25 protein-coding genes and 3 pseudogenes are annotated in these 24,953 nt (G+C 68.5%); 17 read left to right on the top strand and 11 right to left on the bottom strand.

The features are described 5' to 3' along the window. Positions 1–135 precede the first annotated feature (135 nt). Together DI276_RS16265 and DI276_RS16270 are read left to right on the top strand one after the other, a co-directional pair. On the top strand, positions 136–312 hold the full coding sequence (locus tag DI276_RS16265; RefSeq protein ID WP_112264159.1) for an SHOCT domain-containing protein: 177 nt from the start codon (positions 136–138) through the stop codon (positions 310–312). Positions 313–408: 96 nt separating this feature from the next. Beyond that, positions 409–1,323 (top strand): DUF3048 domain-containing protein, encoded by a 915-nt coding sequence (locus DI276_RS16270; RefSeq protein ID WP_232836708.1) that lies wholly within the window; start codon positions 409–411, stop codon positions 1,321–1,323. 446 nt (positions 1,324–1,769) lie between these two features. Here DI276_RS16270 and DI276_RS16280 read toward each other — a convergent pair whose 3' ends face one another. Together DI276_RS16280 and DI276_RS16285 are read right to left on the bottom strand one after the other, a co-directional pair. Continuing rightward, a complete protein-coding gene (locus DI276_RS16280) occupies positions 1,770–2,165 on the bottom strand; it encodes an ankyrin repeat domain-containing protein (protein WP_112264162.1) in 396 nt (131 codons plus the stop codon). Positions 2,166–2,176: 11 nt separating this feature from the next. Continuing rightward, positions 2,177–4,441: a catalase gene (locus tag DI276_RS16285; protein WP_112264163.1), complete on the bottom strand. Its 2,265-nt coding sequence runs from the start codon at positions 4,439–4,441 to the stop codon at positions 2,177–2,179. A gap of 173 nt (positions 4,442–4,614) precedes the next feature. On the opposite strand from DI276_RS16285, the gene DI276_RS52065 reads away from it, so the two are divergent. The 5 genes and pseudogenes from DI276_RS52065 (at position 4,615) to DI276_RS52095 (ending at position 6,960) form a co-directional block, all read left to right on the top strand. Next, the gene (locus DI276_RS52065) at positions 4,615–4,875 is read left to right on the top strand and encodes an alpha-L-rhamnosidase-related protein (RefSeq protein ID WP_232836695.1); all 261 of its coding nucleotides are present in this window, start codon (positions 4,615–4,617) and stop codon (positions 4,873–4,875) included. A 335-nt stretch (positions 4,876–5,210) separates the two neighbouring features. After that, positions 5,211–5,414 (top strand): annotated as a pseudogene (locus DI276_RS52070) (cold-shock protein); the annotation flags it as partial. A gap of 30 nt (positions 5,415–5,444) precedes the next feature. Beyond that, positions 5,445–6,149 carry a cold shock domain-containing protein gene (locus DI276_RS53265; RefSeq protein ID WP_408610553.1) on the top strand — a complete coding sequence of 235 codons (705 nt, stop codon included), beginning with the start codon at positions 5,445–5,447 and terminating at the stop codon, positions 6,147–6,149. A 266-nt stretch (positions 6,150–6,415) separates the two neighbouring features. Next, on the top strand, positions 6,416–6,817 hold the full coding sequence (locus DI276_RS16305) for a hypothetical protein (RefSeq protein ID WP_157984748.1): 402 nt from the start codon (positions 6,416–6,418) through the stop codon (positions 6,815–6,817). Beyond that, the gene (locus DI276_RS52095) at positions 6,814–6,960 is read left to right on the top strand and encodes a hypothetical protein (RefSeq protein WP_232836696.1); all 147 of its coding nucleotides are present in this window, start codon (positions 6,814–6,816) and stop codon (positions 6,958–6,960) included. Before DI276_RS16305 ends, DI276_RS52095 begins: the two co-directional genes overlap by 4 nt. A 231-nt stretch (positions 6,961–7,191) precedes the next feature. Here DI276_RS52095 and DI276_RS49955 read toward each other — a convergent pair whose 3' ends face one another. The 3 genes from DI276_RS49955 to DI276_RS16315 are packed head-to-tail and all read right to left on the bottom strand — an operon-like array spanning position 7,192 to position 9,126. After that, a complete protein-coding gene (locus DI276_RS49955; protein ID WP_157984749.1) occupies positions 7,192–7,359 on the bottom strand; it encodes an RGCVC family protein in 168 nt (55 codons plus the stop codon). Then, the gene (locus tag DI276_RS16310) at positions 7,352–8,488 is read right to left on the bottom strand and encodes a N(5)-(carboxyethyl)ornithine synthase (RefSeq protein WP_112264165.1); all 1,137 of its coding nucleotides are present in this window, start codon (positions 8,486–8,488) and stop codon (positions 7,352–7,354) included. Before DI276_RS16310 ends, DI276_RS49955 begins: the two co-directional genes overlap by 8 nt. 44 nt (positions 8,489–8,532) lie before the next feature. After that, positions 8,533–9,126, bottom strand: a complete 594-nt coding sequence (locus DI276_RS16315) for a GNAT family N-acetyltransferase (protein ID WP_112264166.1) — start codon at positions 9,124–9,126, stop codon at positions 8,533–8,535. A gap of 431 nt (positions 9,127–9,557) precedes the next feature. Between DI276_RS16315 and DI276_RS16320 the strand changes: the two genes are divergently transcribed. The 3 genes from DI276_RS16320 to DI276_RS16330 all read left to right on the top strand — a co-directional run bounded on the left by DI276_RS16320 (position 9,558) and on the right by DI276_RS16330 (position 10,927). Then, the gene (locus tag DI276_RS16320; protein ID WP_157984750.1) at positions 9,558–10,037 is read left to right on the top strand and encodes a DUF5994 family protein; all 480 of its coding nucleotides are present in this window, start codon (positions 9,558–9,560) and stop codon (positions 10,035–10,037) included. Continuing rightward, a complete protein-coding gene (locus DI276_RS50920; protein ID WP_198680696.1) occupies positions 10,034–10,189 on the top strand; it encodes a DUF6307 family protein in 156 nt (51 codons plus the stop codon). The genes DI276_RS16320 and DI276_RS50920 overlap by 4 nt, the downstream gene beginning before the upstream one ends. 534 nt (positions 10,190–10,723) lie before the next feature. Next, entirely contained in the window at positions 10,724–10,927 is a 204-nt protein-coding gene (locus tag DI276_RS16330; protein WP_112264168.1) for a cold-shock protein, read from the top strand. Positions 10,928–11,014: 87 nt separating this feature from the next. Here the strand turns inward: DI276_RS16330 and DI276_RS16335 are convergent, their stop codons facing one another. Both DI276_RS16335 and DI276_RS16340 read right to left on the bottom strand, forming a co-directional pair. Beyond that, a complete protein-coding gene (locus tag DI276_RS16335; RefSeq protein ID WP_112264169.1) occupies positions 11,015–12,055 on the bottom strand; it encodes a fatty acid desaturase family protein in 1,041 nt (346 codons plus the stop codon). Positions 12,056–12,098: 43 nt separating this feature from the next. Next, a complete protein-coding gene (locus DI276_RS16340) occupies positions 12,099–13,259 on the bottom strand; it encodes an AI-2E family transporter (RefSeq protein WP_232836697.1) in 1,161 nt (386 codons plus the stop codon). Positions 13,260–13,889: 630 nt separating this feature from the next. Between DI276_RS16340 and DI276_RS16345 the strand changes: the two genes are divergently transcribed. Further along, on the top strand, positions 13,890–14,246 hold the full coding sequence (locus DI276_RS16345; protein ID WP_232836698.1) for an HPF/RaiA family ribosome-associated protein: 357 nt from the start codon (positions 13,890–13,892) through the stop codon (positions 14,244–14,246). An 833-nt stretch (positions 14,247–15,079) separates the two neighbouring features. Here DI276_RS16345 and DI276_RS16350 read toward each other — a convergent pair. Continuing rightward, the gene (locus tag DI276_RS16350; RefSeq protein WP_408610542.1) at positions 15,080–15,928 is read right to left on the bottom strand and encodes an alpha/beta hydrolase family protein; all 849 of its coding nucleotides are present in this window, start codon (positions 15,926–15,928) and stop codon (positions 15,080–15,082) included. Between the two features lie 184 nt (positions 15,929–16,112). Between DI276_RS16350 and DI276_RS16355 the strand changes: the two genes are divergently transcribed. The 3 genes and pseudogenes from DI276_RS16355 to DI276_RS49960 all read left to right on the top strand — a co-directional run bounded on the left by DI276_RS16355 (position 16,113) and on the right by DI276_RS49960 (position 19,061). Next, positions 16,113–18,596: a LuxR C-terminal-related transcriptional regulator gene (locus tag DI276_RS16355; RefSeq protein WP_112264172.1), complete on the top strand. Its 2,484-nt coding sequence runs from the start codon at positions 16,113–16,115 to the stop codon at positions 18,594–18,596. Next, positions 18,554–18,706, top strand: a pseudogene (locus tag DI276_RS16360) (thioesterase family protein); the annotation flags it as partial. The gene DI276_RS16355 and the pseudogene DI276_RS16360, both read left to right, overlap by 43 nt. Continuing rightward, positions 18,705–19,061, top strand: a complete 357-nt coding sequence (locus tag DI276_RS49960) for a hypothetical protein (protein ID WP_157984751.1) — start codon at positions 18,705–18,707, stop codon at positions 19,059–19,061. The pseudogene DI276_RS16360 and the gene DI276_RS49960, both read left to right, overlap by 2 nt. A 186-nt stretch (positions 19,062–19,247) precedes the next feature. Here DI276_RS49960 and DI276_RS16370 read toward each other — a convergent pair whose 3' ends face one another. Continuing rightward, the gene (locus DI276_RS16370) at positions 19,248–20,096 is read right to left on the bottom strand and encodes an alpha/beta hydrolase (RefSeq protein WP_112264174.1); all 849 of its coding nucleotides are present in this window, start codon (positions 20,094–20,096) and stop codon (positions 19,248–19,250) included. An 80-nt stretch (positions 20,097–20,176) separates the two neighbouring features. Between DI276_RS16370 and DI276_RS16375 the strand changes: the two genes are divergently transcribed. Next, a complete protein-coding gene (locus DI276_RS16375; protein WP_112264175.1) occupies positions 20,177–20,773 on the top strand; it encodes a TetR/AcrR family transcriptional regulator in 597 nt (198 codons plus the stop codon). Between the two features lie 384 nt (positions 20,774–21,157). Here the strand turns inward: DI276_RS16375 and DI276_RS53605 are convergent. Continuing rightward, positions 21,158–21,327: pseudogene (locus DI276_RS53605) on the bottom strand (IS701 family transposase); the annotation flags it as partial. 41 nt (positions 21,328–21,368) lie between these two features. Beyond that, positions 21,369–22,250, bottom strand: coding sequence for a helix-turn-helix transcriptional regulator (locus tag DI276_RS16385; protein WP_112264176.1), 882 nt, complete (start codon positions 22,248–22,250; stop codon positions 21,369–21,371). A gap of 132 nt (positions 22,251–22,382) precedes the next feature. Between DI276_RS16385 and DI276_RS16390 the strand changes: the two genes are divergently transcribed. Next, a complete protein-coding gene (locus DI276_RS16390; RefSeq protein ID WP_112264177.1) occupies positions 22,383–23,288 on the top strand; it encodes an oxidoreductase in 906 nt (301 codons plus the stop codon). Positions 23,289–23,819: 531 nt separating this feature from the next. Next, positions 23,820–24,953 carry a VOC family protein gene (locus tag DI276_RS16400; protein WP_112264178.1) on the top strand — a complete coding sequence of 378 codons (1,134 nt, stop codon included), beginning with the start codon at positions 23,820–23,822 and terminating at the stop codon, positions 24,951–24,953.

Here is a 24,953-nt window from a genome sequence, read left to right on the forward strand (position 1 = left end):
GGGGGCACGACGATTCCGGACTTGGCCTCTGTCCGGAAAGGAGCTCCGACCGCGTCGCGAACTTTCCCGAGCCGGCCTGTTGGGAAGCGTCACGGAGGTGTCACGCACTGGGTTTATGGCGCGGAACGGGACGTCGTGCTGCCCACGGTCCTGTGGACGCTGGTGCTGCTCGGCGGCGCGGTGGTGTTCGCGGTCGTATCCTTGCGCGGCGGGGTGCGGACAGGTGCGCGCATCCTGGACGGGCGTTTGGCCTGGGGTGAGATCGATACCGAGGAGTACGAACGGTTGCGCCGGGCGCTCCACTCGTCTTGAGGACTTTCGGTCGTGGTGGCAGGGCCACCGGTGGCGGGTCGTCGGAGAAAGCGGACGAATTTCACGATGGAGCGCTGGGGAGGCCGGGACGTGCGCATGAAAATCGCTCTCGCCGTGGCGGCGGTCGCCGCAGCGATCGCCGCTGTCGTCGTGTTCCTGCCTCGGGGCGGTGAGCCCGGCACGGCCACCACCTCGCCCACGACGTCCGCGAACACCCTGCCCGGGGTGTACGTCGTCAAGATCGACAACGCCGCCGCCGCCCGTCCACAGACCGGTCTGGGATCGGCCGACGTGGTGTACGTGGAACCGGTCGAGGGCGGCCTGACGCGGTTCGCCGCCGTGTACTCGTCACCACCCGAGGTGGTGGGACCGGTGCGCAGCGCCCGCGAAACGGACCTCGACCTGCTGGCCCAGTACGGGCAGCCGGTCCTCGCCTATTCCGGCTCCGCGCCCGAACTCGCGCCCATGCTCGGCCGGTCCGGTCTGGTCCGCGCGACACCGGAGGACGTGGCCGACGCGTACTCCCGGGACAACGCCAGGGTTGCGCCGCACAACCTCTACGTCCGGCCGCAACGGCTGCCCGGACCGGCCGCCGGTCCGGCGAAGACCCCGCAGACCGGCCCGGCCCCACCCGGCGGACGTCCGGTCACCAGCCGGGACGTCACCTACCTGGGTGACCGCTTCGACCTTGCCTGGAACGGCGGCTGGGCGATCTCGCTCGACGGGTCCCCGCTGAAGTCGACGGAGTCGGGCCAGGTCAAGGCCACCACCGTCGTCCTGCAGCAGGTCTCCACCCGATCGGGTCAGTACGTGGAGGACGCCAGCGGTCAGCCGTCCCCCGTCGTGGTGACGGTCGGGTCCGGTTCGGGTGTGGTCCTGCGCGACGGCCTCGCCTTCGACGTCACATGGTCCCGCCCGACGGCCACCGAGCCGACCCGCTACACCGCCGCCGACGGCACCGAGGTTCCCCTGGCCCCGGGACGGACGTGGGTGTTCCTGGTCGTGCCCTGACCACCGTGCGCCCCGGCGATCAGGTTGCAGTGCCCCGCACCACGGCCACAAGGGCAGGCCGCGTAGTGGTGTGCGTGCCGAGAAGTATGTCCGTGCAGGTCAGTAGGCATCGGCGTCTTGCCGGTCATCCGGCATGATCGCGGCCGTGCCAGTCCGTTTCGCTTATCTCACCGCCTCGTATGCCTTGCTGCGCTATGGCTCTTGCGCATGACCGATCGTGAGAAGGACGTTGAAATCCGCTGCACTCCGGCGGATCCAGTGCCCTTCTTCAGGAAACCGGTCTCGTTCACCAGGCACGGGCACGACGTCGTGGGTCTACCCGGTGAACCGCCCCGCCACCCGCCCCAACAGGTCGTCCAACCCGCGCTCCAGGGCAGCGAGATCCTCTTCAGACAACACAAGATCGGTAAGCTACCTGGGACCGATCACGAAGTGCGGCTGGAGCACTAGGACCGTTCGGTCAGCAGGCTCAGCATTTCCGGCAGGTCGAAGTACCTGGCCACGTCGAGCGCCGACCTCGGTCCGAGAGCGGGGTCCGCTCCCGCGTCCAGCAGCAGGCGGACGGTGCGCTCGGAGCGGCGGAAGACCGCCGCTCCGAGCGCCGTCTGTCCCCGGTCGTTGACCCGCCCGGTGTCGGCGCCCCGCTCCAGCAACGCCCGGACGGTCTCCGGGTGGTCGTGGTAGGCGGCGAGGACGAGCAGCGAGTCGCCTGAGCTGTTGGTGAGGTTCACCGGTACGCCCGCGTCGATGGCCTCGGTCAGCCCGTCGGTGTCACCGGTGCGGGCCAGGTCGAACATCGAGCGCAGGAAGGTCAGCTCCTGCTCGGTGAGCTGCGTGGTCACGACCGGGCTCCTCAGGAGATCGTCGCGGGGAAGCGTTCCCACACGCGGTGGGATTCCAGCAGCATCGTCACTGCCTTGAGCACGGCCGACGGGTCGTCGTCGATTACGACGCCCGGCCCGGTGGCGCACCCGGCGGCCTCGAGGGCGGCGCGGCCGCCTCCCCAGCCGCCGATGGCTTTGGCGTGGCGGAAGCACTCCTGGATCATCAGGACGACCCGCGGATCGACGGCGCCGGCCGGTGCGCCGGCCTTCGCGTCCCTGGCCGGCACCGCGTCGGCGCCAGGCGGTGGGCTGCCTGCGAGCAGCAGTGCGTCGAACTCGACCGACCGCGCGGTGAGGAACGTGCGCTGGGCGACCAGGCCGCTCTCGTCGTTGAGCGGTCCGCCGGTCGGGGCGATCAGCAGTGGCACCATGCCGCCGGCCAGGATCGTCTCACGGAGCGTTCGCACGCCGTCGAGATCGGCCGGATCGACCACGATCCCGATCATCCGTCCGTCGGTCGGCCACGTCCGCCCGATCTGGGAGAGGGCAGGACTCGGCGTGACCTTCTTCGGCCGGACGGTGGCTGCCGGCGCCGGAAGTCCGAGGCCCTGCGCCACCTCCCGGCACAGCGTCGGGTCGACGTTGGCCAGCACCAGCAGCTGGCGTTCCTTGATGGCCTGCTCGTAGCACTTGCCGAGCTCGAAGGTGAACGCGCGCACCACGTGCTCCTTCTCGACCGGCGAGAGGCTCTGCCAGAACAGCCGCGGCTGCGTGTAGTGGTCGGCGAACGATGTGGGCGACTGCCGGACCTTCACCGCCTTCGGCAACGGCTGCGCCACCTCGACCAGGGGCCGGTCCTCGGCTCGTGCTTCGAACGGGTTGCCGCCGTCGAGGGTGTTCGGCCGGTACGGGGCCACACCGGCGTGCACCGCGTGCTGGTGGAAGCCGTCGCGGAACATGTCGTTGACCGGCGCGTGCGGGCGGTTGATCGGGATCTGGTTGAAGTTCGGCCCGGAGAGCCTGGTCAGCTGGGTGTCCAGGTAGGAGAACAGCCGGGCCTGCAGCAGCGGGTCGTCGGTGACGTCGATGCCCGGCACCAGGTTGCCGAGGTGGAACGCGACCTGCTCGGTCTCCGCGAAGAAGTTCATCGGGTTGCGGTTGAGCGTCAGCATCCCGACCGGCTGCACCGGCGCGAGCTCCTCCGGCACGATCTTCGTCGGGTCGAGCAGGTCGATGTTCTCGAACGTCTGCCGGGGCGTGTCGGGCAGGATCTGCAGGCCGAGCTCCCACTGCGGGTACGCGCCGGACTCGATGGCGTCGGCCAGGTCGCGGCGGTGGAAGTCCGGGTCGATGCCGTTGATCATCTGCGCCTCCTCCCACATCAGGGAGTGCACGCCCAGCTTCGGCTTCCAGTGGAACTTCGCGAGCGAGGTCTCACCGGCGGCGTTGACGAGCCGGAACGTGTGGACGCCGAAGCCCTCCATCGTGCGGTAGGACCGAGGGAGGCCGCGGTCGGACATGTTCCACATGACGTGGTGGGTCGCTTCGGTGTGGGTCGACACGAAGTCCCAGAACGTGTCGTGCGCGCTCTGCGCCTGCGGGATCTCGCGGTCCGGGTGCGGCTTGCCCGCGTGGATGATGTCCGGGAACTTGATCCCGTCCTGAATGAAGAAGACCGGGATGTTGTTGCCCACCAGGTCGAAGTTGCCTTCCTGGGTGTAGAACTTCGTCGCGAACCCGCGGGTGTCGCGCACGGTGTCCGCTGATCCGCGCGAGCCCAGCACGGTCGAGAACCGCACGAACACCGGCGTTTCGACGCCGTCACCCAGGAACGCGGCCCTGCAGACGTTCGCGGCCGTGCCGTAGCCCACGAACACGCCGTGCGCGCCGTAGCCGCGTGCGTGCACGACCCGCTCCGGAATGCGCTCGTGGTCGAAGTGCATGACCTTCTCGCGCAGGTGGTGATCCTGCAGCAGCGTCGGTCCGCGCTCTCCGGCTTTCAACGAATGGTCGGTGTCGTACAGCCGTGCGCCAGCCGAGGTGGTGAGGAAGTCGCCCTGTTGTCCTTGGGACAGCTGCGAGGCACCGGTCGGAGCGCCGGTCGGCGACACCGTCTCGGGCCCGGCCTGGTCCGGCTTGGGCGGTAACGGCTCACGCGGGTCGGTCGGCTCGTCGAGTGACGGCGGTTCGCTGTTCGGGGCTCCGGGGATCGGTGGGTTGACCAGTTCGGTGACCTTGTCCACGGCCTTCTCGAGTGCCGCCTTCACGAGCTTGCCCGGCTTGTGGGTAGCCACTACGTCTTCCTCCTCGACCTCGCCAGCTCTCGTGCAGCGGCTACCCGTGGCGGAAGAACTCACACCTGACCAAGGGTGGGTTGCGCCGACCACGGGCTCGGCAACCGGTTCCGCCGCCGGCTGCTCGGCCCAGGCCGAGGCGATGCAGGCGAGGATCACACCACGCCGCAGAAGTGCCGAACAACGCTCTGTTGTCCAAAGAGGACTATCCCTCGTGGGGCTACGAGATCGGCAAGGGCGTCACCACCATCTGGGAGCGCTGGAACTCGATCCAGCCCGACGGCTCCTTCGGCCCGGTGGACATGAACTCTTTCAACCACCGTGCCGGCCAACGCCACCGCCGAGATCGTGGGTCCGTCCGAGAGCGCCGGTTCGGTGACGGAATCGGGCAAGCCGCTCCACGCGGCGCCCGGCGTCCTCGGCATCACCCGTGATCCCAGCAGGAAGGCCACGGTCGTGACGGTCTCGTCCGGGCGGTACAGCTCACTGCTGACCAACGAACGTGACCCTCAGCTTTACGCACTCCACCACGGCCGGCCACTTGATCAACGAGTACGAATCTGTGGCGGCCTGAGGCGCAGGTCAGACCACCAGGCATAGTTTTGGCACCCCACACGTCCGCATACTCGGGCAACGGCTGGTGACGGCGCGCGAACTCGGTGACTTCGGCGATGTACTCACGGCGGAGCTGCCGCGCGCCGGGATCAGGATGTACATACGGCGCCTGGGATACTGGACCCTCGACCACCCGCTAGACCAGGAGTGCACCGTGCAGCAGGGAACCGTCCGCTGGTACGACCTCGAGCGCGGCTTCGGCTTCCTCGCCCCGGACGACGGCAGCGCCGACATCTTCGTGCACGTCTCGCAGGTGCAGGGCGAGGGCGCGGCCCGGGCGCTGCGCGAGGGCCAGACGGTGCAGTTCGAGACCGGTGAGGGACCCCGCGGTCCGCAGGCGCTGCACGTTGCCGTCACCGGGGACGTCGCGCCTGACGCGGCCTTGGGTGTGCTAGCCACAGTCTCCTGGTACGAGCCGGCCAAGGGCTACGGGTTCGCCGCGCCGGACGGCGGGGGTGCGGAGGTGTTCGTGCACTCCTCCGCCATCGTCACCGGGGGCGTCCTCGCGGCTGGGCAGCGGGTGGCCTTCGTCATCGTCGCCGGCGAGAAGGGGCCGCAGGCCCAGCACCTGGTGCCGCTGAGCTTCGACGCCGGGGTCCGCAGAGGCCCCCTGGTCACGCCCGGCGACGGCGCCGACGGCTCCGTCCTGTGGTTCGACGAGGAGAAGTCGTTCGGCTTCGTGGCCGCCGACGACGGGGCGGGTGACGTCTTCCTGCACGTGCGCGCCCTGGTCGACGACCTGTACCTGCCGGCCGAGGGCGACCGGGTCTCGTTCACCACGGTCACCGTGGACCAGGGTCGTCAGGCGCGTGAGGTGCGGTTCGTGGCCACCGGCGAGCCGGTGGAGGCTGCCGCGGCCCCCAGCCAGGCCCGTTCGGCCATCCGGCCCACAGCCCGCGCCGGTAACGGCACGGTGGCCCGCTACGACGCCGACCGCGGCTTCGGCTTCATCACCCCCGACGCGGGCGGGCCCGACCTGTTCGTGCACGTCTCGGTGGTCTCCGGCGAGCCCCTGGTGGCCGGCGAGCGGGTGCGCTTCCGCATCCGGCAGAGCGACCGGGGCCCGCAGGCCGACGCCGTCGAGCACGCCTGACCGTCCGGGACGGTCCCACGACGCCTCGAAGCGGGCGACGTAGCGGCGCTGCCACGGCGTCTCGCCCGCCCGGTGGTCGTAGCGCGCCCGCACGTACGCGACCGCCTCGACGGCCGGCACCCCGTCCAGGACGGCCAGGCACGCCAGCGAGGTCCTGTGGGGTGTCAGAACTCCACACTGATGCGCTGAGCTTCGGTGATCTTGTTCTGTCGTTCTGAGGGCATGATCGTGGGCGTGGCGTTGTGATTGCTGTACTTCGTCTCTATGTGACGTTGTCCCGGTCGTGGCGCAGCGGGGATGTTGTGCGCGTGCGGATGCCGTTCGGGCTGCGGGCGGAGCGCACGCCGGACCAGCCTCTCGTGCAGTCGCTGATGTACGGCCCGATCAACCTCGTGGCGCGCGATGCGCGGCGTGCGTTGCTGGAACTCGGCCTGTGCGGGCGTGCGGCGCTCTCCGGCGATCTGGCCGGCAACCTCCAGCCGGTCGCGGGCAGCCCGCTGCACTTCAGGCTCGGCGAGGTGACGCTGGCACCCCGTGCGCGCGGACGGGTCGACATTCCTCGACGAGGTGTGGGTGGCGGCGCCGTTCACGTCCAGGAGCGCGTTCTTGGACCGGGTGACCGCCGTGGCGCGGCGGTGGGTCGGCGAGGGCCTGATGTCTGTCGGTGACCACGATCGAGGCGCACACCAAGGACCAGCGCCGTCTGCTGGAGCCGGAGTGGCTGTACGGAGCGAGGTTCTGGCAGGCGGGTACTCATGCACTTTCACCCGGTGATGCGAACTCGCGTGTGGTGGCGGCAAAACCGGCGTGATGAGGCCGGTGCCCCTCGATCGGGGGATGGTCGAGGGGCACCGGGTCGGTGTCTCCGTCAGCGTGTGTCAGCTGGTAGGAGCACGATGTGAGGTCAGGCGGCGCGGACGGAGGTGCTCTGCGGGCCCGAAGCCCTTCTCCGCGTTGAACCACGAACACAAAACTCTACGACCATCCCGTACAAGACCGTCGTGGCCGGTTTAGTTCCCGTGGTGACATCAGGTGTCGTGCGTCACCGGCAGATGCAGCCTCGGGACAGCGCGGCAGCCGTGGTCGCGGTGCAATAGCGAACGCCGATCGGGTCGTGCTCGTGCCACAGGTGAGGGCACACGGCACAGATGCCGGCACCGTCGGAGTGGCCGGTGTCGTCGGTCAGTACGGCGGTTTGCAGTTCAGACACGTGCATGCGGGTACTCCGATGATCGATGCTGGAACGAGAGGATGCGGGGGTTCTGGATGGTTCCGTCGCGGATCTCGATGGCGCGCCGGATGATCTCGCTGGAGTCCCAGGCGCCGGTGAGCACCGTGCGCAGGTGCGGAAGCAGCGCTTCGCTGATCTCCCAGGTCGCCGAGTTCCACAGGTAGGACGGGCTGTGGTCCACGCCGTAGTAGCGCACGTGGTCTCCCACCAGGAAGTCCGGCTGTGCGAACGAGGTGGGGCGCGCCCATTCGAAGCCCATGCCCTCGTCGCAGGAGACGTCGACCACCAGCGTTCCCGAGGCCAAAGTGGACAGATCGTCGTTGACGAGGAACGTCAGCGGCGCGTTGGTGTCCTGGAGCACGCAGTTGACGATGATGTCGTGCTCTGCGAGGAATCCCGCCAGCGGCACGCGGCCGCCGTCGGTGAAAGCGTGACTGCGCCGCGGATTGGCGGCGTCGTGGTCGAAGTGGACCATCCGCGCGGAGTGGATCGGCGAGCTGACGGCCGCGACGCCGCGGTTGGTGAGGATGTTGACCTCGTGCACCCCGTGCGCGTTGAGGGCGGTCACGGCGCCTCGCGCGGTTGCGCCGAAGCCGATCACGACGGCGCGCAGCCGCCGCCCGTAGTCGCCGGTCGAGCCGATGAGCTGCAGGGCGTGCAGGACCGAGCAGTAGCCGGCGAGCTCGTTGTTCTTGTGGAAGACATGTAGGCCGAACGAACCGTCGGAGGTCCAGTGGTTCATCGCCTCGAAAGCGATGAGCGTCAGCCGCCGGTCAACGGCCAGCTGCGTGAGCTTCTCGTCCTGGACGCAGTGCGGCCATCCCCACAGCACCTGTCTTTCCCTCAGCTCCGCGACGTCCTCGGCGAGCGGTTTGGGCAGCAGGATGACATCGCATTCTGCGATGAGCTCCGCGCGCGAGCGCAACCCGGCGACGGATGCGGCGAGTTGCTCGTCGGAGACGCCGAAGCGTTCTCCGTAGCCGTGTTCGAGGTAGATCCGGTCACGAAGATCCGCGTCGATCCGAGCCAGGTGCAGCGGGTGGATGGGAAGCCGGAGTTCGTTCTCCTTGCGGGACTGTGCGATGACTCCGAGGCTGAGCTGATCCACGTGTGCCCTGTTTTCCTTGATGGTGGTTTCCGCGACAGAGGGAGTCAGTCGCCACTGAGGTTGGGCGGCTGGAGTGCCGTGGGTGCCGTCAGGTCGAGGTCGGCCACGCGGAGGCGGAACACCTGCAGCTCGACACCGAAGTACTTGGTGGTCTCGCCGACCCAGTGCATGCCGTTGTTCCGGACGGTGGCCGCGGCGCGGGCGTTGCCGGGCCGGACGACGGCGAAGATCTCCTGGACGTCCTGGCTGAACGCCCAGGCCGCCAGCGCATGGGTGGTTTCGGTGGCGTAGCCGTTGCCCCAGGCGTCGGGGCGCAGCTGCCAGCCGATCTCCAGATCCTCGTTGCCTGGCGGTAGCGGGAGCAGGATGGCGCCGCCGATCACACGGTCGTCGGTGTTGCGTTGGATGGCCCATCGACCTGCCGGAGCAGGCAACCGGGCACCTTCGGCGCTCCACTGCTGCAGCAGCAGCCGCATGGCCGCGAGGTCTGGCACCCGGTCCATGTCGGGGCTGAGCCAGCGAGTCACCTCGGCGTGGCCGTAAACGTCCAGCGCGGCCTCTGCGTCGTCGACCAGCCAGGGCCGCAACGTCAGTCGTTCCGTGGTCAACGCGTGGGTGGTCCAGGTCGACGTGCTCATATCGGTACTCCGTCCCCCGGCTGCGTGTTCTGGCCGGGTGATGTTCGAGCAAATGGTCCGATATGGATCGTCAGGCCATTTCGGGAAGGATCAAGGAGGCTGTTGAAAAAGCGGCACTTTTGCCTCCATGTTACACGCATCACCGGCGCGTATGAGCGAGTCCTGCCTGATCAGAAAAACCGACGAACGCTTCCTGAGAATCAGCTGTGAGGCTTTGAGCTGCAGGTTTGCCTGCTGGAGGTGTTTTTCGCGAAATTTGGCAACATTTCGGCCGATCATGACTGAATCGGTGTAGAGTCGAGCTGTCGAGAACATCTCGCACATGGGTGGTCAAGCTCATGTCGTGCTCGGCGAAACCTATACCGGCCGTTTTTCCGGCCGGGGACGGGAGTCCCGGCATGACGTCGGCACCCCACCTTCCCATCGCCCCAGTGGCCACTGCGGTCACCGAGCGGCCTCGTCATCCGCAACGATTGCGGTTGCGGCCGAAGGCGCCCACGACGGGGCATGTCGACGGTGCCTGGTGGCCACGTTCCCGGGACCTCGCCGCCGAACTGCCGGCGTTGCTCGCAACGCTGGCAGTTCGGCTGGGCGACGTCCTGCGGGTCAGCTACAACCTCACCGAGTGGGACTCCGCGCCCCGCCGCATCATCAGTGGTGGCCGCCAGATCCGGCTCGACGGGTTCATCTCCAGGCCCGCGCACACCGTGGACGTGCTCGCGGCGGACAAGCGCCGTCTCACACTGCTCGTCGTGCCGTCGCACACCGACGCGGCCGCCGCGCACCAGACCATGATGCTCGCGGCGGATCGCGACAACTCCCAGACCGTCGACGACCTGCTCGCCGCGGGTGTCAGCGTGACCACACAGATCGAAGGAATCCCAGAACAGAAGAGCAGGTGCACCTCATGACCGCGTCGACCTATGTGTCCTTGTACGAGCGCAGAGTCAGGCTCGTCCAGGAAGTGCTGTCCGCGCATGCCAAACTCAGCAAGAAGGACGCACGAGGCCTCGCAGTGCACGTGCTGGGCGCGCTGGACCACATCCCGGAGCAGGTGCGCTGATCACTGCCCCACCCCGGTCGAACAGTCCGAGCCTTCCTGCCGCCGAGGAGTTGCCTGTGAGCACCCGGCTGCTGCGCATCGGGTGCACCTTCACCTAGCGCGCAGAGGTGCCGACAGGAGCGCAGCCGCGCGGCTATCGCCGGGTGCGGCAGATCGCGATCTCGTTCTGCCGGGACCTCAACATTCCGGCCCGCTACGTCTTCGGCTACCTGCCGGACCTCGACGTACCAGCCGACGGGGCAACATCGGTCGTGGCAGGGACGCCGCCGATGTCGCAATGGCCACCACCTTCGGGGCCCATTGCTGGAGTCGATGGTCGTCCACGCCGAAGAGGACTTCGCGCCCGCCTGGCGATGACGCGGTGGACCCACCGCCGAGCAGCCGGTGTAGTGTGGTGCCATCAGTCATGGTTCCGAAGTACCGGTCGCCCGTGATCACGTGTCACGGGCGTTTTGCTGTTCAGCGTCTCCGCGGCCATGACGGATCACCTCCGGCTCCGCATCGTGCGGGTGCCGAATCATGCTTGGAGTGCACATGGCCACCGGAACCGTCAAGTGGTTCAACTCTGAAAAGGGCTTCGGCTTCATCGAGCAGGACGGCGGTGGCGCCGACGTCTTCGTGCACTACTCGAACATCGCCGCCCAGGGCTACCGCGAGCTCCAGGAAGGCCAGAAGGTCTCCTTCGAGATCACGCAGGGCCAGAAGGGCCCGCAGGCGGACAACGTCGTCCCCGCCTAGTCCGTGTTCAGCCGCTGGTCGACCAGCGGCGTGCACGCACGAACCACAAAGCCCGCCGGTTGAGCCCAACCGGCGGGCTTTGCTCGTTCACTGTCCCGGGTGGCGTAGTGGTGACCCGGCGTCGTGCAGGTGGCGCAGTACCTGGGCGTAGGAGCGGCGCAGGGTGGTTTTGCTGTAGGGGATGCCGTGCCGGATGCAGAAGTTCTCGACGACGGGTTGTGCGCGCCGCAGGTTCGGGCGGGGCATGTGCGGGTAGAGGTGGTGCTCGATCTGGTGGTTGAGGCCGCCGAGCAGGGCGTCGACCCAGCGGCCGCCGGTGACGTTGCGGGAGGTGAGCACCTGCTTGTGGAGGTGGTCGAGGCGCTGACCCTCGGTGATGATCGGCATTCCCTTGTGGTTGGGTGCGAAGGAACAGCCGAGGTAGACGCCCATGAGGCCTTGGTGCACGGCGATGAACACGATGGCCTTCGCCGGTGACAGCACGAGGAACAAGGCCGTCAGGTAGGCGATCATCGGCAGGATCTGGAGTGCGGCTTCGCGCCACGGGTTGCGCAGTTCGTTGCGGCACAACGCGACGAGGCCGGAGATGCGCAGCACGGCCGCCTCGGCGAGCAGCAGTGGGAAGAACAGGAATGCCTGGTGTTTGGTGATCCAGCTGTACAGGCCGCGTTTCTGGGCAGCCTGTGCGCGGCTGAACGCGAGGGCGTGGATCTCGATGTCCGGGTCGTGGTCCTCGTGGTTGGGGTTGGCGTGGTGGCGGTTGTGCTTGGCGACCCACCACTGGTAGCTGATGCCGGTGAGGCTGCCGTGCAGGTGCCCGACGACGTTGTTGTGGCGGTGGCTGCGGAAGATCTGCCGGTGCCCCGCGTCGTGGCCGATGAATGCCAGCTGTGTTGAGGCGACGGCCAGGGCGGCTGCCGTGAGCAGTTGCCACCAGGAGTCGCCCAGCAGCGCGAACGTCACGGCGATCGCGCCGAGCAGCAGCGCGTTGACCGCCATCCGCAGCAGGTAGTAGCCGCGCCGCCGATCCAGCAGGCCGGCGGCCTTGAGTTCCTTGGTGAGCCGGGCGAAGTCGCTGCCGCGAGGGCGGTCAGTCGTATCTGCCACGACGTCGTGCGTTGAGGTCATGTATCTGCTCCGGGTAGGTGGCTGTGTGGAGCCGTTGTGGGGTTCATTTCTCGGCTTCGGTGTCCAGGCCGGGTTCGTCCGGGCCGGACTCCTCGGGTTGGCTGGTGTGCACGTCGGCGGGTGACACGTGTTCGTCGGCTTCGCTGCGCAGGGAGCGGATCGCGGAGTTGAGCACCGCCAGCAGGGGAACGGCGAGCAGTGCGCCGGCGATGCCCGCGACGAGCAGGCCTGCCGCGATGGCCAGGACCACCGCGAGTGGGTGCAGCTTCACCGCGCGTCCGAGCAGGAACGGTTGCAGGATGTGGCTTTCCAGCTGGTTCACCGCGATGACGATGATCAGGACGATCACCGCGGTCAGGGGACCGTTCGCGACGAGTGCGATGAGGACGGCGACGGCGCCGGCCACCACCGCGCCGAAGATCGGGACGAACGCGCAGATGAACACCAGCGCCGCCAACGGAACCGCCAGGGGTACGCGCAGCACGGCCAGTCCGACGCCGATGCCGATCGCGTCCACCACCGCGACTGCTCCGGTGGCGCGGACGTAGCTGACCAGTGCGGCGAGGCTGCGCCGGCCCGCGACGTCGACCCGCCTGCGGGGTCCATCGGGGACGACGCGGATGAGGAACTGCCAGATCCGGGGTCCGTCGTAGAGCAGGAACGCGAGCGCGAACAGCACCAGCAGCATCTCGGCGAGGGTCTCGCCGACGGTCGCCGCGGTGGTGATGGCGCCCGTCGTGATACCGGACTGGTTGTCCTGCAACGTTTTCACGATCCGGTCGGCGAAGTCGCGCAGCTGCGTCTCGCTCAGCTGCAGCGGGCCGTTGACCAGCCAGCCGGAGATCGCGTCGATGCCGCGCGCCAGTTGCGCGGCCAGGTCCGGCAGGCCGTTGACGAAGGTCACCACGACGAACGTCAGCATCCCGCCGAGCAGGAGCAGTCCGCCGACCAGCACCAGCACGGTGGCGAGGGCTCGGGGAACTCGATGTGCCATCAGGAAAGCGACGGCCGGTGCGAGCAAGGCGGCCAGCAGCAGCGCGATCGCGAGAGGCACGGCGAGTGCCGCCAGCCTGCTGAAGATGACACCGACGACGTAGAGCGCCGCGACCACGACCAGAAAGCGCCAGCTCAACGCCGCGCTGACCCGCAGCACCGCGGGAATCGGATCCCGCGTGGGCGGCACGTCACCGCGGTCGGTGCTCACCACGTCCACACCTCCGGTGTCGATTTCCGACGCCGGGGTCTGGGGTCATCGGTGTGTCGGCAGGTGTCCGCCTGCCTCTGCTCGGAGTTCCCTGCCACGCCGGTCACAAACCCTGCTGTGCTGCAGGCGCACTTCTCACTCTCGGGGCTGTGGTATCCAGCTGACTCGGCCGGAGAAAACGGCCGGTTCAGGTTTCACCGAGTACGACCTGGGTTAGGCCGCTCAGGTGCGAGATGTTCTCGGAAAAATCAACCCTACACCCTTCCGCTCCTGATCGGCTGAAATATCTCGCGTTGATTGTGTCGTCGGCAGGCGCCTGCGAAGCGTCAAGCGCACCGCCGCCGGTCGGCTCGTTCGCGCTGCTAGATGCCGCTGTGGCGGGTTGGATGCGGGATTGCCTGTGCTCCTCGGCGACCCAAGGGCTGTCATCGCCGGATTCTCATATGAATTTCAGGTGATAGGGCGCGCGGGTGATATAGAGTATGCGAAAGAGATATTTCGACGTTTTCAGATCTGCGGCTGAGACCAGCTCCCCGCCCGCAGGGCAGGCAGTTCGTCTTGGTCATGAGGAGAGATTTCAGTGAGCACCGTCAGCGACAACGCATGAACGCAACTCCCGAAGATGCTTCAGTGATCGCACAGCGCCTGCACCTCGCCAGCGGCTTCCACTCGTCGGAACGCGACTGGGTCGTGGATCGCCTGGCGGCGCTCGGTTCGCGTCTGCGGTCATACCGCGACGACGAGATCGAACTGGAGATCAGCCTCAAGGACCGCAAGGGCGCCGAGCAGCGCGTCATGCTGCAGTGCTGGATCAACCACGGCCATCGGCTGCACCTCGTTGCCACCTCGGCCCAGCGAGAGCTTCCCGCGGCGCTCAACGAGGTCCGCGACGAACTGATCCGTCAGGTCGGCGAGACCAAGACTCGTACCGAGCCGCGCAGCAACCGCGCGCTGCGGTCCGTCCCGACACTGCCCGAAATCGGCTAGCGGCGCTGGCGCCGGTCGGTCCGGCAACGCCTCGACACGAAGGCGCCTGATCGGGATGTGCCATCGAGTGCCTGTGAGGCGAGCAGGCCTGGGCGAGGCACTTCCGCAACACGACAGCTTGGTGGACGAACTCGATTTGATCCCTGCTCGCGATCCCGGTCGTGCTCGTACTCGGCTGCGCGGCTTCGTCCGCCGGGTGCCCTCCACCAACGCTCCACAATGGACGGCAAGGAGAAGGCGGTGTTGCTGCCCGGCGTTGTCGTTCGCCGCGGCGTTGACCTCCTCGGACCTTCCCGCAGCTGGAGCGGCGTAGGATGGAGTCAACGGAAGGCACGTCGTAGCACCGGCGGTCAAGCTGATGCCGCCTTGGGCGCACCACGAGACCCGGCTGGTTCAGCTGGAGGCGGGAGCACCGAGATGATCTCGGACCTGCTCTGCACTACTGCGGCGTCGACCGTGCAACACGGTCTGAGGTTGCCGCTGAAGCCGGATGCGATGTCCGACAGGCACTTCGCCGGGAGCTGGCGACCGCTGTCGACCGACCCGGCCATCGATGTCCCCTCGCTCGTCATTCCGGATTCCGGCCAAGCGGCCCTGGTGACACCGGAGTCTCCCTCAAGACCGGCTCCCGGCTCGTAGGGACGTCGAAGTCTTCCTGGTCGGTGCCACTCAACCGCTCGAGGTCGTCAGGACCGCGCGACGACATGGCCGAACCAACGCTGCGTGCTCCTGACTCGCGAACGCGATGGCCAGCGCCTACCGACCGCCGCGGCCACAAGGGAGAGCCCGGATCTGATCACGCGCCGGTCGTGGCGCCCTTCCCACTCGCCTGATCAGATGTACGGGCAGTTTTCCCGGTACTCCTCGATCAGATCGCCGCGGGCCGGCGCCGGGCAGAGGAACTGCTGGTAGCGGGTGTCGTTGTCGATGAACCGCTTGAGCCACGAGATGCTGTACTTGCCGATCGTGGTGTTGGGCGAGTTCGGCGCGAAGTGCGAGGCGTTGTTGAGCTCCAGGTACGCCTTTTCCAACGTGGACGGCAACGACGTGTAGAACGGCTCGGAGTGCGTCGCGACGGGCGCGACGGAGTCGTTCTCGGCGCCGATCACCATCGTCGGCACGCGCACCGTCGACCAGTTCTTCGTGGTGTGCCACGGGGTCAGCGGGATCGCGGCCTGCAGTGCGGGGCGCTGGACGGACGCGCGCAGCGCGCCGCCTCCGCCCATCGAGTGGCCCATGACGCCGAGCCGGGACGCGTCGATCCGCGATCGCACGCTGCTCTGCTGCGTCAGGTGGTCCAGCGCCGCGAGGAGCTGGGTGGCGCGGCTGTCCGGTGGGTCCCAGGTGGAGATCGTGTCGATGGTGAACACCACGAAGCCCTGCGACGCGATGCGCGGGCCCAGCCACGAGATGTTGGCCTGTGTGCCGAGGAAGCCGGGCGAGATCGCGACCGCGCCGAACGTGCCGGCGCCGGTGTCCGTCGGGTAGTAGATCGTGCCGCCGCCGAAGCCGTTGACCGGAGCCGGCACGGGCGTCTGGGAGATGGCGAACGGTCCGCGCGCGGCCTCGATGCTCGCGACGGTCGGCGCGGGGCCGCGTTCGTACGGGTTGTTCGCCGCGTGGGCGGTACCGGTCAGGAGCAGCAGGGAGAGTGCGACAGGGATCAGTCTGCGGAGTTGCACGTCGCTGTACACCTCATTCGGCAGGGGAACCGAGGACGTCTCGACCCTGCAATCCCTGCGCCCCCGTTCGCATCGGTGCAACCACCGGTCTTGGTGCCCGAGTTCGGTCAGAAGTCCAACAGCGGTAGGTGAATTTCGGCGCCGTCTCTTCCGCAGGTCCTCAAGGGGCCGTAAGACTGGCCGGATGCTGCGTGGTCGTGACCGGCAGCGCGCCGCCGTGGACGCGTTGGTCGACCGTGCGCGCGCTGGGTGCGGTGGGGTGCTGGTGCTGCGCGGCGAGGCCGGTTTGGGCAAGACTGCGTTGCTCAACGCTGTGCGGTACACCTATGACGCGTTGTTGTGTGTGGACGTCCCCTCTCTCGATGTCGCCCCTCTCGGCGACGACCTCGTGCGGCTCGCCCGTGATGTCGCAGGTACGAGGGCGGCGTTGCTCATCGCCACCGAGGGACAGCCGCGCGGCCTGCCGAGCGTGACCCTCGACCCGCTGGACCGCGCGACAAGCCTGCGCGTGCTGCACGACCTGGTGCCCGGCGTGCCCGCCCCCCTCGCCGTGGACCTCGCCGACCTGGCCTGCGGTAACCCGCTGGCGCTGGCCGAGCTGGCGGGGTCGCTCACGTCCGCCCAGCTCGGTGGTACGGCGCCGGCGCCGGACGTGCTGCCGGAGAACAGCTCGCTGCGTCTGCGCTGGAGGGCTCGGTTCGAAGCGCTGTCACCCCGCGCTCAGCGCGTCGTCGCGCTGGCCGCGGTGGACGAGGAACTCGACGCCGACGCACTGGCACGGCTCGACCTGGACGCCGTGGTGGAGGCCGGCCCGTTGCTCGACCCGCGCAGGCTGGTCCGATCGGCGGTGCGGGCGGAGGTGCCGCCGGCGCTGCGGTTGCGGGCGCAGGCCGAACTGGCGCGAACGTTGCCGCCAGGAGCTCGTCGCACGTGGCACGAGGCGGTCACGACCCAGGACGCCGGCCTCGCGGACGTCCTCACCGCGCACGCGCGGCACGCCCGCCGGTGCGGCGACTTCGCCACTGCTGCGCGCGACCACGACCGGGCCGCCCAGCTGACCGGCGACCCCGAGAAGAAGGCCCGCCGACTGCTCAACGCCGCCGGTGATCACTGGACAAACGGCGCGCCGCACCGGTCACGTGCCGTCCTGCGCACGGCGGTGCGGCTGACCGACAGCCCGGAGCTGTTGGCGCTCATAGACCTGGTCACTGGCGGCATCGAACTGGGCGAGAGCCTGCCGGACCTCGCGGCGGACCGCCTGGTCCGCGCGGCGACGGGGCTCGCGGGTACCCGCCACGCGCTCGCGGTCGCCGCGCTGGGATTCGCGGGCGAGGCGGCGAACATCGCGGGAGACCAGCGTCGGCACGCCGCCGCCGCGGAGTTCGCCAGGGCGATCCGCCGCGACGACGAACCGCCAGAGATCCGCCTCACCCTCGATCACCTGGCCGGGATGTCCGCGACGTTCGCCGGACGGCACGACGAGGCTCTGCCCGCGCTCCGTACGGTGATCGAGCTCGCCGGGCAGGTTCCCGGACCCCAGGCACGGATCTGGGGGAGTCAGGCCGCCTACGTGCTGGGCGACGCCGCCCGTTCTCACGAGATGGCCACGAGCGCGGTCACGTCGGCTCGAGAGTGCGGACTGACCGCCCTGGTGCCGTGGGCGCTGGTCTACCGAGCGCTGTCGGCGCTGCTGCTGGACCAGCACGCCGCGGCGCTGACGGCCGCCACCGAGGGCGTGCACGCGGCGACGGCGATCGGGCAGCACAACGCGGTGGTCGACCACCTGACGATCCTCGCTCTGCTGGCGGCATTGCGCGGTGATGCGGACAGTGCGCTGCACCGGATCAACACCGCCGATGAACACATCACCCAGCGCGGACTCATCCGGCCAGGCACGCTCCGTGCGTGGGCGTTCGCGTGCGTCGACCTGACCCGAGACCGTCCGGCCGACGCGCTGGACCGGCTGCGCCTGCACCGTGGCCACGCCGGTGTCAAGGTGATGGCCGCACCGCACGTCGTGGAGGCCGCTGTCGCCTGCGGTCAACCGTCCACAGGCGACAGAGCACTGCGGCGGTTCGAGAAGTGGGCGGACGTCACCGGCAGCACGGCCCGGCTGGCGCTCTCACACCGGTGCCACGCCCTGCTGGCGAGCGGAACCGCCGACGAGCACTTCGAGGAGGCGATCCGGCTGCACCGGGCGGCCGGCACCGCCCTGGAACTCGCGAAGACCGAGCTGCTGTACGGAAACCGGCTGCGCCGCGGCCGCAAACCCAAGGTGGCGCGCGGACATCTGCGGGACGCTTTGCACATCTTCCAGTCCTACCAGGCAGATCACTGGGTGGCCCGCGCCCGCGCCGAGCTGCGCGCGGCGGGAGACACCGCCGGCGAGCCGAGCGGCACAGCCGCGCTGACGCCGCAGCAGGCGCAGATCGCCGGGCTGGTCGCCGAGGGTGCCACGAACCGCGAGATCGCCGCGCGGTTGTTCCTGAGCCACCGCACCGTCGAGCACCACCTGCGCAACATTTTCGCGCGGCTCGGCGTGCGGTCGAGGGTCGAGCTCGCCAGCAGACTCGACCAGGCGAGCAGGAATTTCGAGCGCGTGACGAGTACCGGTACTGGCAGCGGATTCCGACCCGCTGGGCGGACAACGACGTCTACGGGCACGTGAACAACGTCGTCCACCACGCCTGCATGGACACCGTGATCAACACGTGGCTGATCGCAGCCGGGCTGGACATCCAGGCCGGACGGCAGATCGGGCTGTGCGTGGAGTCCTATGTCGAGGGCGTGGCTCGCGTACGCAGAACGGCTGGCGAACACCGCAGCGGAAGATCAAGTCCGGGCCTGGTGGCTGGGAAGGATGGCTCGAACCGCCTGTGACGTAGGCGAAGTGGATGTTGCCCGACGGCTGGTGTCAGAGGCACAGATGATCGCAGACGCGGTGGAGGAAAGCGATGTGAGGGACTGGATCCTGGCCCCTGTCGCCGACGCCGCGATTGGCCTGGGAGATCTCGAACTTGCGGAGAGCCTCCTTCAGAAGATCGAGAGGGACTGGGAACGCAGGAAAGTCTTGTGGAGCATCGCGCGATCAGATGTTGCAAGCGCTGCCGGGTTTGCATTGCCAGGCTGCTGATGGAGGTCTCGTGGACCGACGTCGTCGGTGAAGTCGCGCGTTTCGACTGCAGCGTTCTGGATGCGGTTGGCCAAGAGCTTTTCGTTGTGGCAAGGAAGACTTGACGCTCGCACCGGATCCAAGTGTGTCGCCGGCGTGGTCTTCGCGGTGTTCGGCGTGATCGCCCTGGCTCAGGTGTTCTGGAGGTCACAGGGCACGGCAGGTCCTGAGGTAGCTGAGGAACGAGGCCTGCAGGCCGGTCACGTGCGTTTCGCGCAGCACCTCACTGGTGACGGTCGCGCCGCGGGAGGTGAGGCGGTGCAGGACGGTGGCCGCGTTCTTCGTGAGGTTCTGGTAGATGGGTACGTTCCCGAGGAGCTCCCGGTCGTTGAAGGTCAGGTGGAGCTTGGCCGGCTGGTCGCCCAGCTCCTGGATCTGGGTGAAGACCTGGCTGCCCTCGCTGGCGACGCCGGGGCTGCCGGCTCCGATGCTCTCGAAGAGCGTGGTGCCGGTGAGCCAGGCGTAGAGGCTGAAGAGTCCGCCGTAGGAGTAGCCGAAGAGGCCGTGACCGCTCGTGGCCGTGCTGTAGTCGCGTTCGATCCGGGGGTGCAGTTCGTCGGTGAGGAAGCGCAGGAACGCGTCGCCCTGGGTGTGGCGCAGTTCGTCGAGATAGGCGCCGGCTTGCTCGCGGGTCATCGCACCCGCCTGGATTCCCATTTCCACGGCGTCGAGGAACTCCTGGGCGACGGGCTCGCCGGGTGGCACGAGGTCCCTGTTGCGCAGTCTCGCCCAATGCTCCGCTTCCTCGCCCGCGTAGCCGACGCTGACCTGGATGTACGGCTTGATCTTCTGCATGGGGTCCTGCTGGGTGACGATGAGCGGGGCCGTCTGGCCCACCGCCCAGTTGCCGTCGAGCACGTACACGGCGGGCGCCTGCGTTGTGGCCGGGTCGTAGCGTGGCGGCGTGGTGACCCAGACGCCGTAGTCGTGCCCACGGCTGGAACGCAGCTCGAAGTAGTCGGTGTCGGCGAGGCAGCCGTGCCACATGGTGTTCATCGAAGGTCCTTCACGTCCTACAAGCCCTCCGGCCGGTTTTCCAATGGATAAATCTCTTTTCCAATGGATAAACTAGGGGAGTGGTCCTGTCAAGCACGGCACGCAACGGCGACGCACGCGAGCGCCTCCTGGCGCGGCTCCTCGACGTCTTCGACGACGGTCTTCCGCCACCGGAGACGTCACTCCGCGAGATCGCGGCCCGGATCGAAACCAGCCACGCGCTCCTGCGGTACCACTTCGGGTCGCTCACGGGCGTCCTGGCGGCCATGCTCGGGGCGCAGCGGAGCCGCGACAACGAGGCGCTGTTCAGGACCGCTGGGCAGGGGACATTCGACGACCTCGTCCTGGCGACCTGGCGGGCCTACACCCGCCCGGAGCAGCTGTCGCGTATCCGCGGGTTCTTCCACGTCGTGGGGCTGGCCGCATACAGCCCGGACGACTTCCGCGAGTTCATCTCGTCGCTGGACGACCTCACCAGGATGCTGGCCTCGCTGGCGGAGCGCGAAGGGCTCGGCGCCGGGGAAGCCCTGACGAAAGCCACGGTCGTCATCGCCGCGATCCGTGGCCTGCTGCTGCAGGAGGTTCTGACGCCGGGGGCGTGCTCGGAGGACGCGATCGCATTGATCATGGGCATGGGCGGGGAGCGGTCCGGTCAACGAGCATGCCCAGGGGTTTGAACTCGGACGCGCCACGGCCCGCTGGGCCAGGACGCGTTGGCCTGCTTGCAGGTTCGCGAGCCGGCGCACGCTCGTTCGCGTTGCAATGAGCTTGTGTAGCAGGGAAACGGGCAGCGAAGCAGCACGGCCGGCCACAAGGCAGGTGGCCGCGGTTCAGGAGCGCTTCGGTACAACCCGGTCAGCGAGTGGGAGGTGTCTGAGCAGATCGCACACGAGCCTCTCGTTGATGACGAGACGTTCGTAGCGGTGCAGGGGATGCGGGTGGCCAAGCCTGCCAAGGACGCCGAGGTCCGGAGCTACCTGCTTGCGGGGCTCGTCGTGTGTGGGCTTTGTGGTCGGCGAGTGGACGGGCACTGGGTTCGTGGGCGACCACGATGTGGTGGTCGCGGCCTCGGCCAACGTCCACCCGTTCTTGCCTGCCAGCGGCGCCAGCAACCACGCACGTAGGCACGGGCACGACGTCGTGGTTCTGCCCGGTGAAACCGACCTGCCACACGCCCGAACAACTCGTCCAGACCCGCGACCCATGCGACAAGATCCTCATCGTCCGACACAAGCCCAGCACGGTAAATGATCACGACGTGCGGCTGGAGTACTAGGAGAAGTGCTCGTTGGCGAGCGCTGAGCGGGTCGCGTGCAACGACGCCAGCAGCTGCAGCCGGTCCGCGTCGGCGCTGCCCGGCTCGGCGGTGAAGACCAGCATGATCGGGCCGGGATTGCCTGGCAGTGGGTACGTGTCCCAGTCCAGGACGATGTCGCCGGTCTCGGGAAAACTGAAGGTCTTGGTGCCGCTGACCGATTCGCGTACGTCGTGCCGGGCCCACAGCCGCCGGAACTCGGCGCTGCGGATGCTCAGCTCACCGACGATCGCGGTGGCGCGGGGATGGGTGGGGTCGGTGGCGACAGCGGCGCGCATCATGCCGATGTAGTCCAGGGCCTGCCGTTCCCAGTCCGGGCAGCTCCGTTCGCCGGTCAGCGTGTCGTCGAACATCAGCAGGAGCATGTTGAGCCGGTCGGGAGGGTAGCCGTCCGGGGCGCCGAGCAGCGCCTCCGCCATCAGGTTCCAGTCGAGCAGGTCGAGATGCCGGCCGAGTACGACCGCCGGGGTGTCCGTCATCCGCAGCAGACGCCGTGTGTGATCCGGCACCTGTTCCGGACCGCGGTTCACCTGGGCGGGCATCGGCTGGCGGGCGGCGCGGGCCAGAGCGAACAGGTGTCGGCGTTCCTTGTCGTCGAGGCCGAGCGCACGGGCGAGCGCGTCCAGGACGTCATCGGACGGGCGCACCTCCCGGCCCTGCTCCATCCGCTGGTAGTAGTCGGTGCTCAGCCCGGCCAGCAGGGCCAGCTCCTCGCGTCGCAGCCCGGTGACCTTGCGCCGCCCGCCCGGCTCCAGGCCGACGTCGTGTGGACGCAGCCGGCCGCGTCGGGCGCGCAGGAAGTCTCCGAGTTCACGAGCGTACGGATGAGGGCTGCTCACGCCGCAAGTGTGCCGCGGCCCCGACCGCCGAAGGTAGGTCTCTTGGACCCAGGCAACCGGGAACCAGTGAGCCGTCCCGGATCGCTCCTAGCGTTGTCGGTGCCAGCGCACTGACACCTCCAGGAGCAGCAGATGACCGAATGGACGGCCGACCGCATCCCCGACCAGCGCGGCCGGGTCGCCGTCGTGACGGGCGCGAACTCGGGCCTCGGCCTGGTCACCGCCACTGAGCTTGCCCGCCACGGCGCCCAGGTCGTGCTGGCCGTCCGCGACACCGCCGCCGGCGAGGAGGCCGCCCGCCGGATCGGCGGCGACGTCGAGGTGCGCGAGCTGGACCTGGCTTCCCTGGCCTCCGTGCGGGCCTTCGCGGCGAAGCTGGCTGCCGATCACCCGGTGATCGACCTGCTGGTCAACAACGCCGGCGTGGTGCTGCTCGGACCGCGCCGCACCTCCGCCGACGGTTTCGAGCTGCAGTTCGGCACCAACATGCTGGGCCATTTCGCGCTGACCGGCCTGCTGCTCGGCAACCTGGCCGCGGCGGGGGAGGCCCGGGTGGTCAGTCTCAGTTCGATCACCCACAAATCCGCGCACCTGGACTTCGACGACCTGATGTTCGAGCGTGACTACCGTGCCAGCGCCGCCTACGGCCGGTCCAAGCTCGCCACCACCGTCTTCGGTGTCGAGCTGGACCGTCGCCTGGGCGTCGCCGGATCGCCGATCATCAGCGTGCTGGCCCACCCCGGTCTCACTCGCACCAACCTGACTCCGCGTGCCTGGGAGCACCGTGGCCGGTTCGGGCGGATGATCGCGCGGTTCGGCCTGCTGGCCACCCAGTCGGTGGAACAGGGCGCGCTGCCACAGTTGTTGGCCGCGACCGGACTTGAGGTGCGGGGCGGCCAGTTCTTCGGCCCGTCCGGACTCTGGGAGACGCGGGGCCGGGTCACCGAGGCCCGGCTCAGCCGGGAGGCCGCCGATCCGGCCGTGGGCAAGCGACTCTGGGCAGCGGCCGAGGAACTGACCGGCGTCAGCTACCTCTGAACCCGGCGGTCACCGGCCGGTTGGCGGCAATCCGCAGCGTCCCGACCAGCCGCAGGACGCACTCCTGTACAGCCGCCTTGGTCAGCCGCGACGGTGCTGACCGGTGTTCGGATGCCCCGCATGAACTCCATCATCAAACGCTGGGTGAAGATCTGGAACCAGACCCACCTACGGCCCGTCCAGCCCGGGAAGGTCGCGTGCCAGCACGGCGCGCGCCGGCTACCTACCGACCCGTGGAGCGGTGGTGGCTCTGCGGGCGGTGTCAACCGGCGGGCCAGGCCTGGCAACGGGAGCGGCGCAACTGTGCGCCTGGTTGCTCATCGGCGGCCTGGCCACCGTGCTGGTCACGGACCGCCGTCGCTACCTGTCGACCCGGAGGCTTCGCCTGCGCGCCGATCACCCCGCGGTGGTCGCGCGCCCTCTGCAGCAGGTGTGACGACTCCCATCGTTTCTGATGAAGTCATCAGAAAGCCTTGACTGATTACTTCCGCGTAACTGATGATGTCATCAGTTACGCGGAAGGAGCGGCCTGTGATCGACCACAGCGATCCGCACACCGGCTTGCACAGCGAGCACGGCGCGCTCGCCGGCGAACACCCCGGGCGAGCCAGGAACCCGGTGATCAAGGTGCACGACCTGGCCTGGCTGGAGTTCGCGAAGCCCGACCTGGAGCGCGCGGAGGCCTTCGCGGGCGCGTTCGGTTTCACGACGTGCTTGCGCACCAGGCACGAGCTGCACCTGCGCGGGACCGACGAGGGCGCGCCGTGCGTGATCATCCGCAGGGGGCCGAGGTCGAGGTTCCTCGGCCCGGCGTTCCGGGCCGCTGATCCGAACGACGTGCTGCGGCTGGCCGAAGCCACCGGGCATCGGGTCACCGAGCTGCCGGAGACCCTGGGCGGGATCACCGTCGACCTGCTCGACCCGAGCGGTCTGCGAACGCGGGTCGTTTCCGGCACCGACGACTTGCGCGCGTTACCGCCACAGGTTCCGCACACGCTCAACTTCGGCCGCGCGGCACGGCGCACCAACGCCACGCAGCGTCCGCCACGGGAGCCCGCGCGGGTGCAGCGGCTTGGGCATGTCGTGCTGCAGACGACGACGTACCGGCAGACGCTCGACTGGTACCTGAAGCACCTCGGACTGATCGTCAGCGACTTCCTGTACTACCTGGGACAACGCGAGCGCGGCCCGGTGATGAGCTTCATCCGCTGCGACCGCGGCGCCACCCCCGCCGACCACCACACGCTGGCGCTGACGCTCGGTCCGTCAAATCGGTACGTGCACTCGGCCTACCAGGTCGCCGACCTGGACGCGCTCGCCGCGGGCGGGGAGTACCTGCACGATCACGGCTATCAGCGCTCGTGGGGCATCGGCCGACACGTCCAGGGCAGCCAGATCTTCGACTACTGGCGCGACCCGGACGGATTCCTGGTCGAGCACTTCAGCGACGGCGACCTGTTCGACTGCACCCTCGAACCGGGCTGGGCGCCGATGACCGCCTCCGGCCTCGCGCAGTGGGGACCGCCCGCCACCGCCGACTTCCTCGGCGTCAAGCCGGGCAAGGAGTCCCTGCGCGAGCTGCGCACGTTGCTCTCCGCACTGCGCGAGGACAACGAGTTCGATCTCCGCCGCCTGCTGGGCCTGATGAAGGTCGCCCGCACGTGA

This window comes from Lentzea terrae (assembly GCF_003265345.1).
Taxonomy (GTDB): domain Bacteria; phylum Actinomycetota; class Actinomycetes; order Mycobacteriales; family Pseudonocardiaceae; genus Lentzea; species Lentzea terrae.

Coding starts and splice junctions, on each gene's coding strand:
- DI276_RS16330 (WP_112264168.1), top strand. CDS start 10,724: ATGGCCACCGGAACCGTCAAGTGGTTCAACTCTGAAAAGGGCTTCGGC.
- DI276_RS16390 (WP_112264177.1), top strand. CDS start 22,383: ATGACCGAATGGACGGCCGACCGCATCCCCGACCAGCGCGGCCGGGTC.
- DI276_RS16355 (WP_112264172.1), top strand. CDS start 16,113: ATGCTGCGTGGTCGTGACCGGCAGCGCGCCGCCGTGGACGCGTTGGTC.
- DI276_RS49960 (WP_157984751.1), top strand. CDS start 18,705: ATGTCGAGGGCGTGGCTCGCGTACGCAGAACGGCTGGCGAACACCGCA.
- DI276_RS16315 (WP_112264166.1), bottom strand. CDS start 9,126: ATGAGCACGTCGACCTGGACCACCCACGCGTTGACCACGGAACGACTG.
- DI276_RS16370 (WP_112264174.1), bottom strand. CDS start 20,096: ATGAACACCATGTGGCACGGCTGCCTCGCCGACACCGACTACTTCGAG.
- DI276_RS16270 (WP_232836708.1), top strand. CDS start 409: ATGAAAATCGCTCTCGCCGTGGCGGCGGTCGCCGCAGCGATCGCCGCT.
- DI276_RS50920 (WP_198680696.1), top strand. CDS start 10,034: ATGACCGCGTCGACCTATGTGTCCTTGTACGAGCGCAGAGTCAGGCTC.
- DI276_RS16335 (WP_112264169.1), bottom strand. CDS start 12,055: ATGACCTCAACGCACGACGTCGTGGCAGATACGACTGACCGCCCTCGC.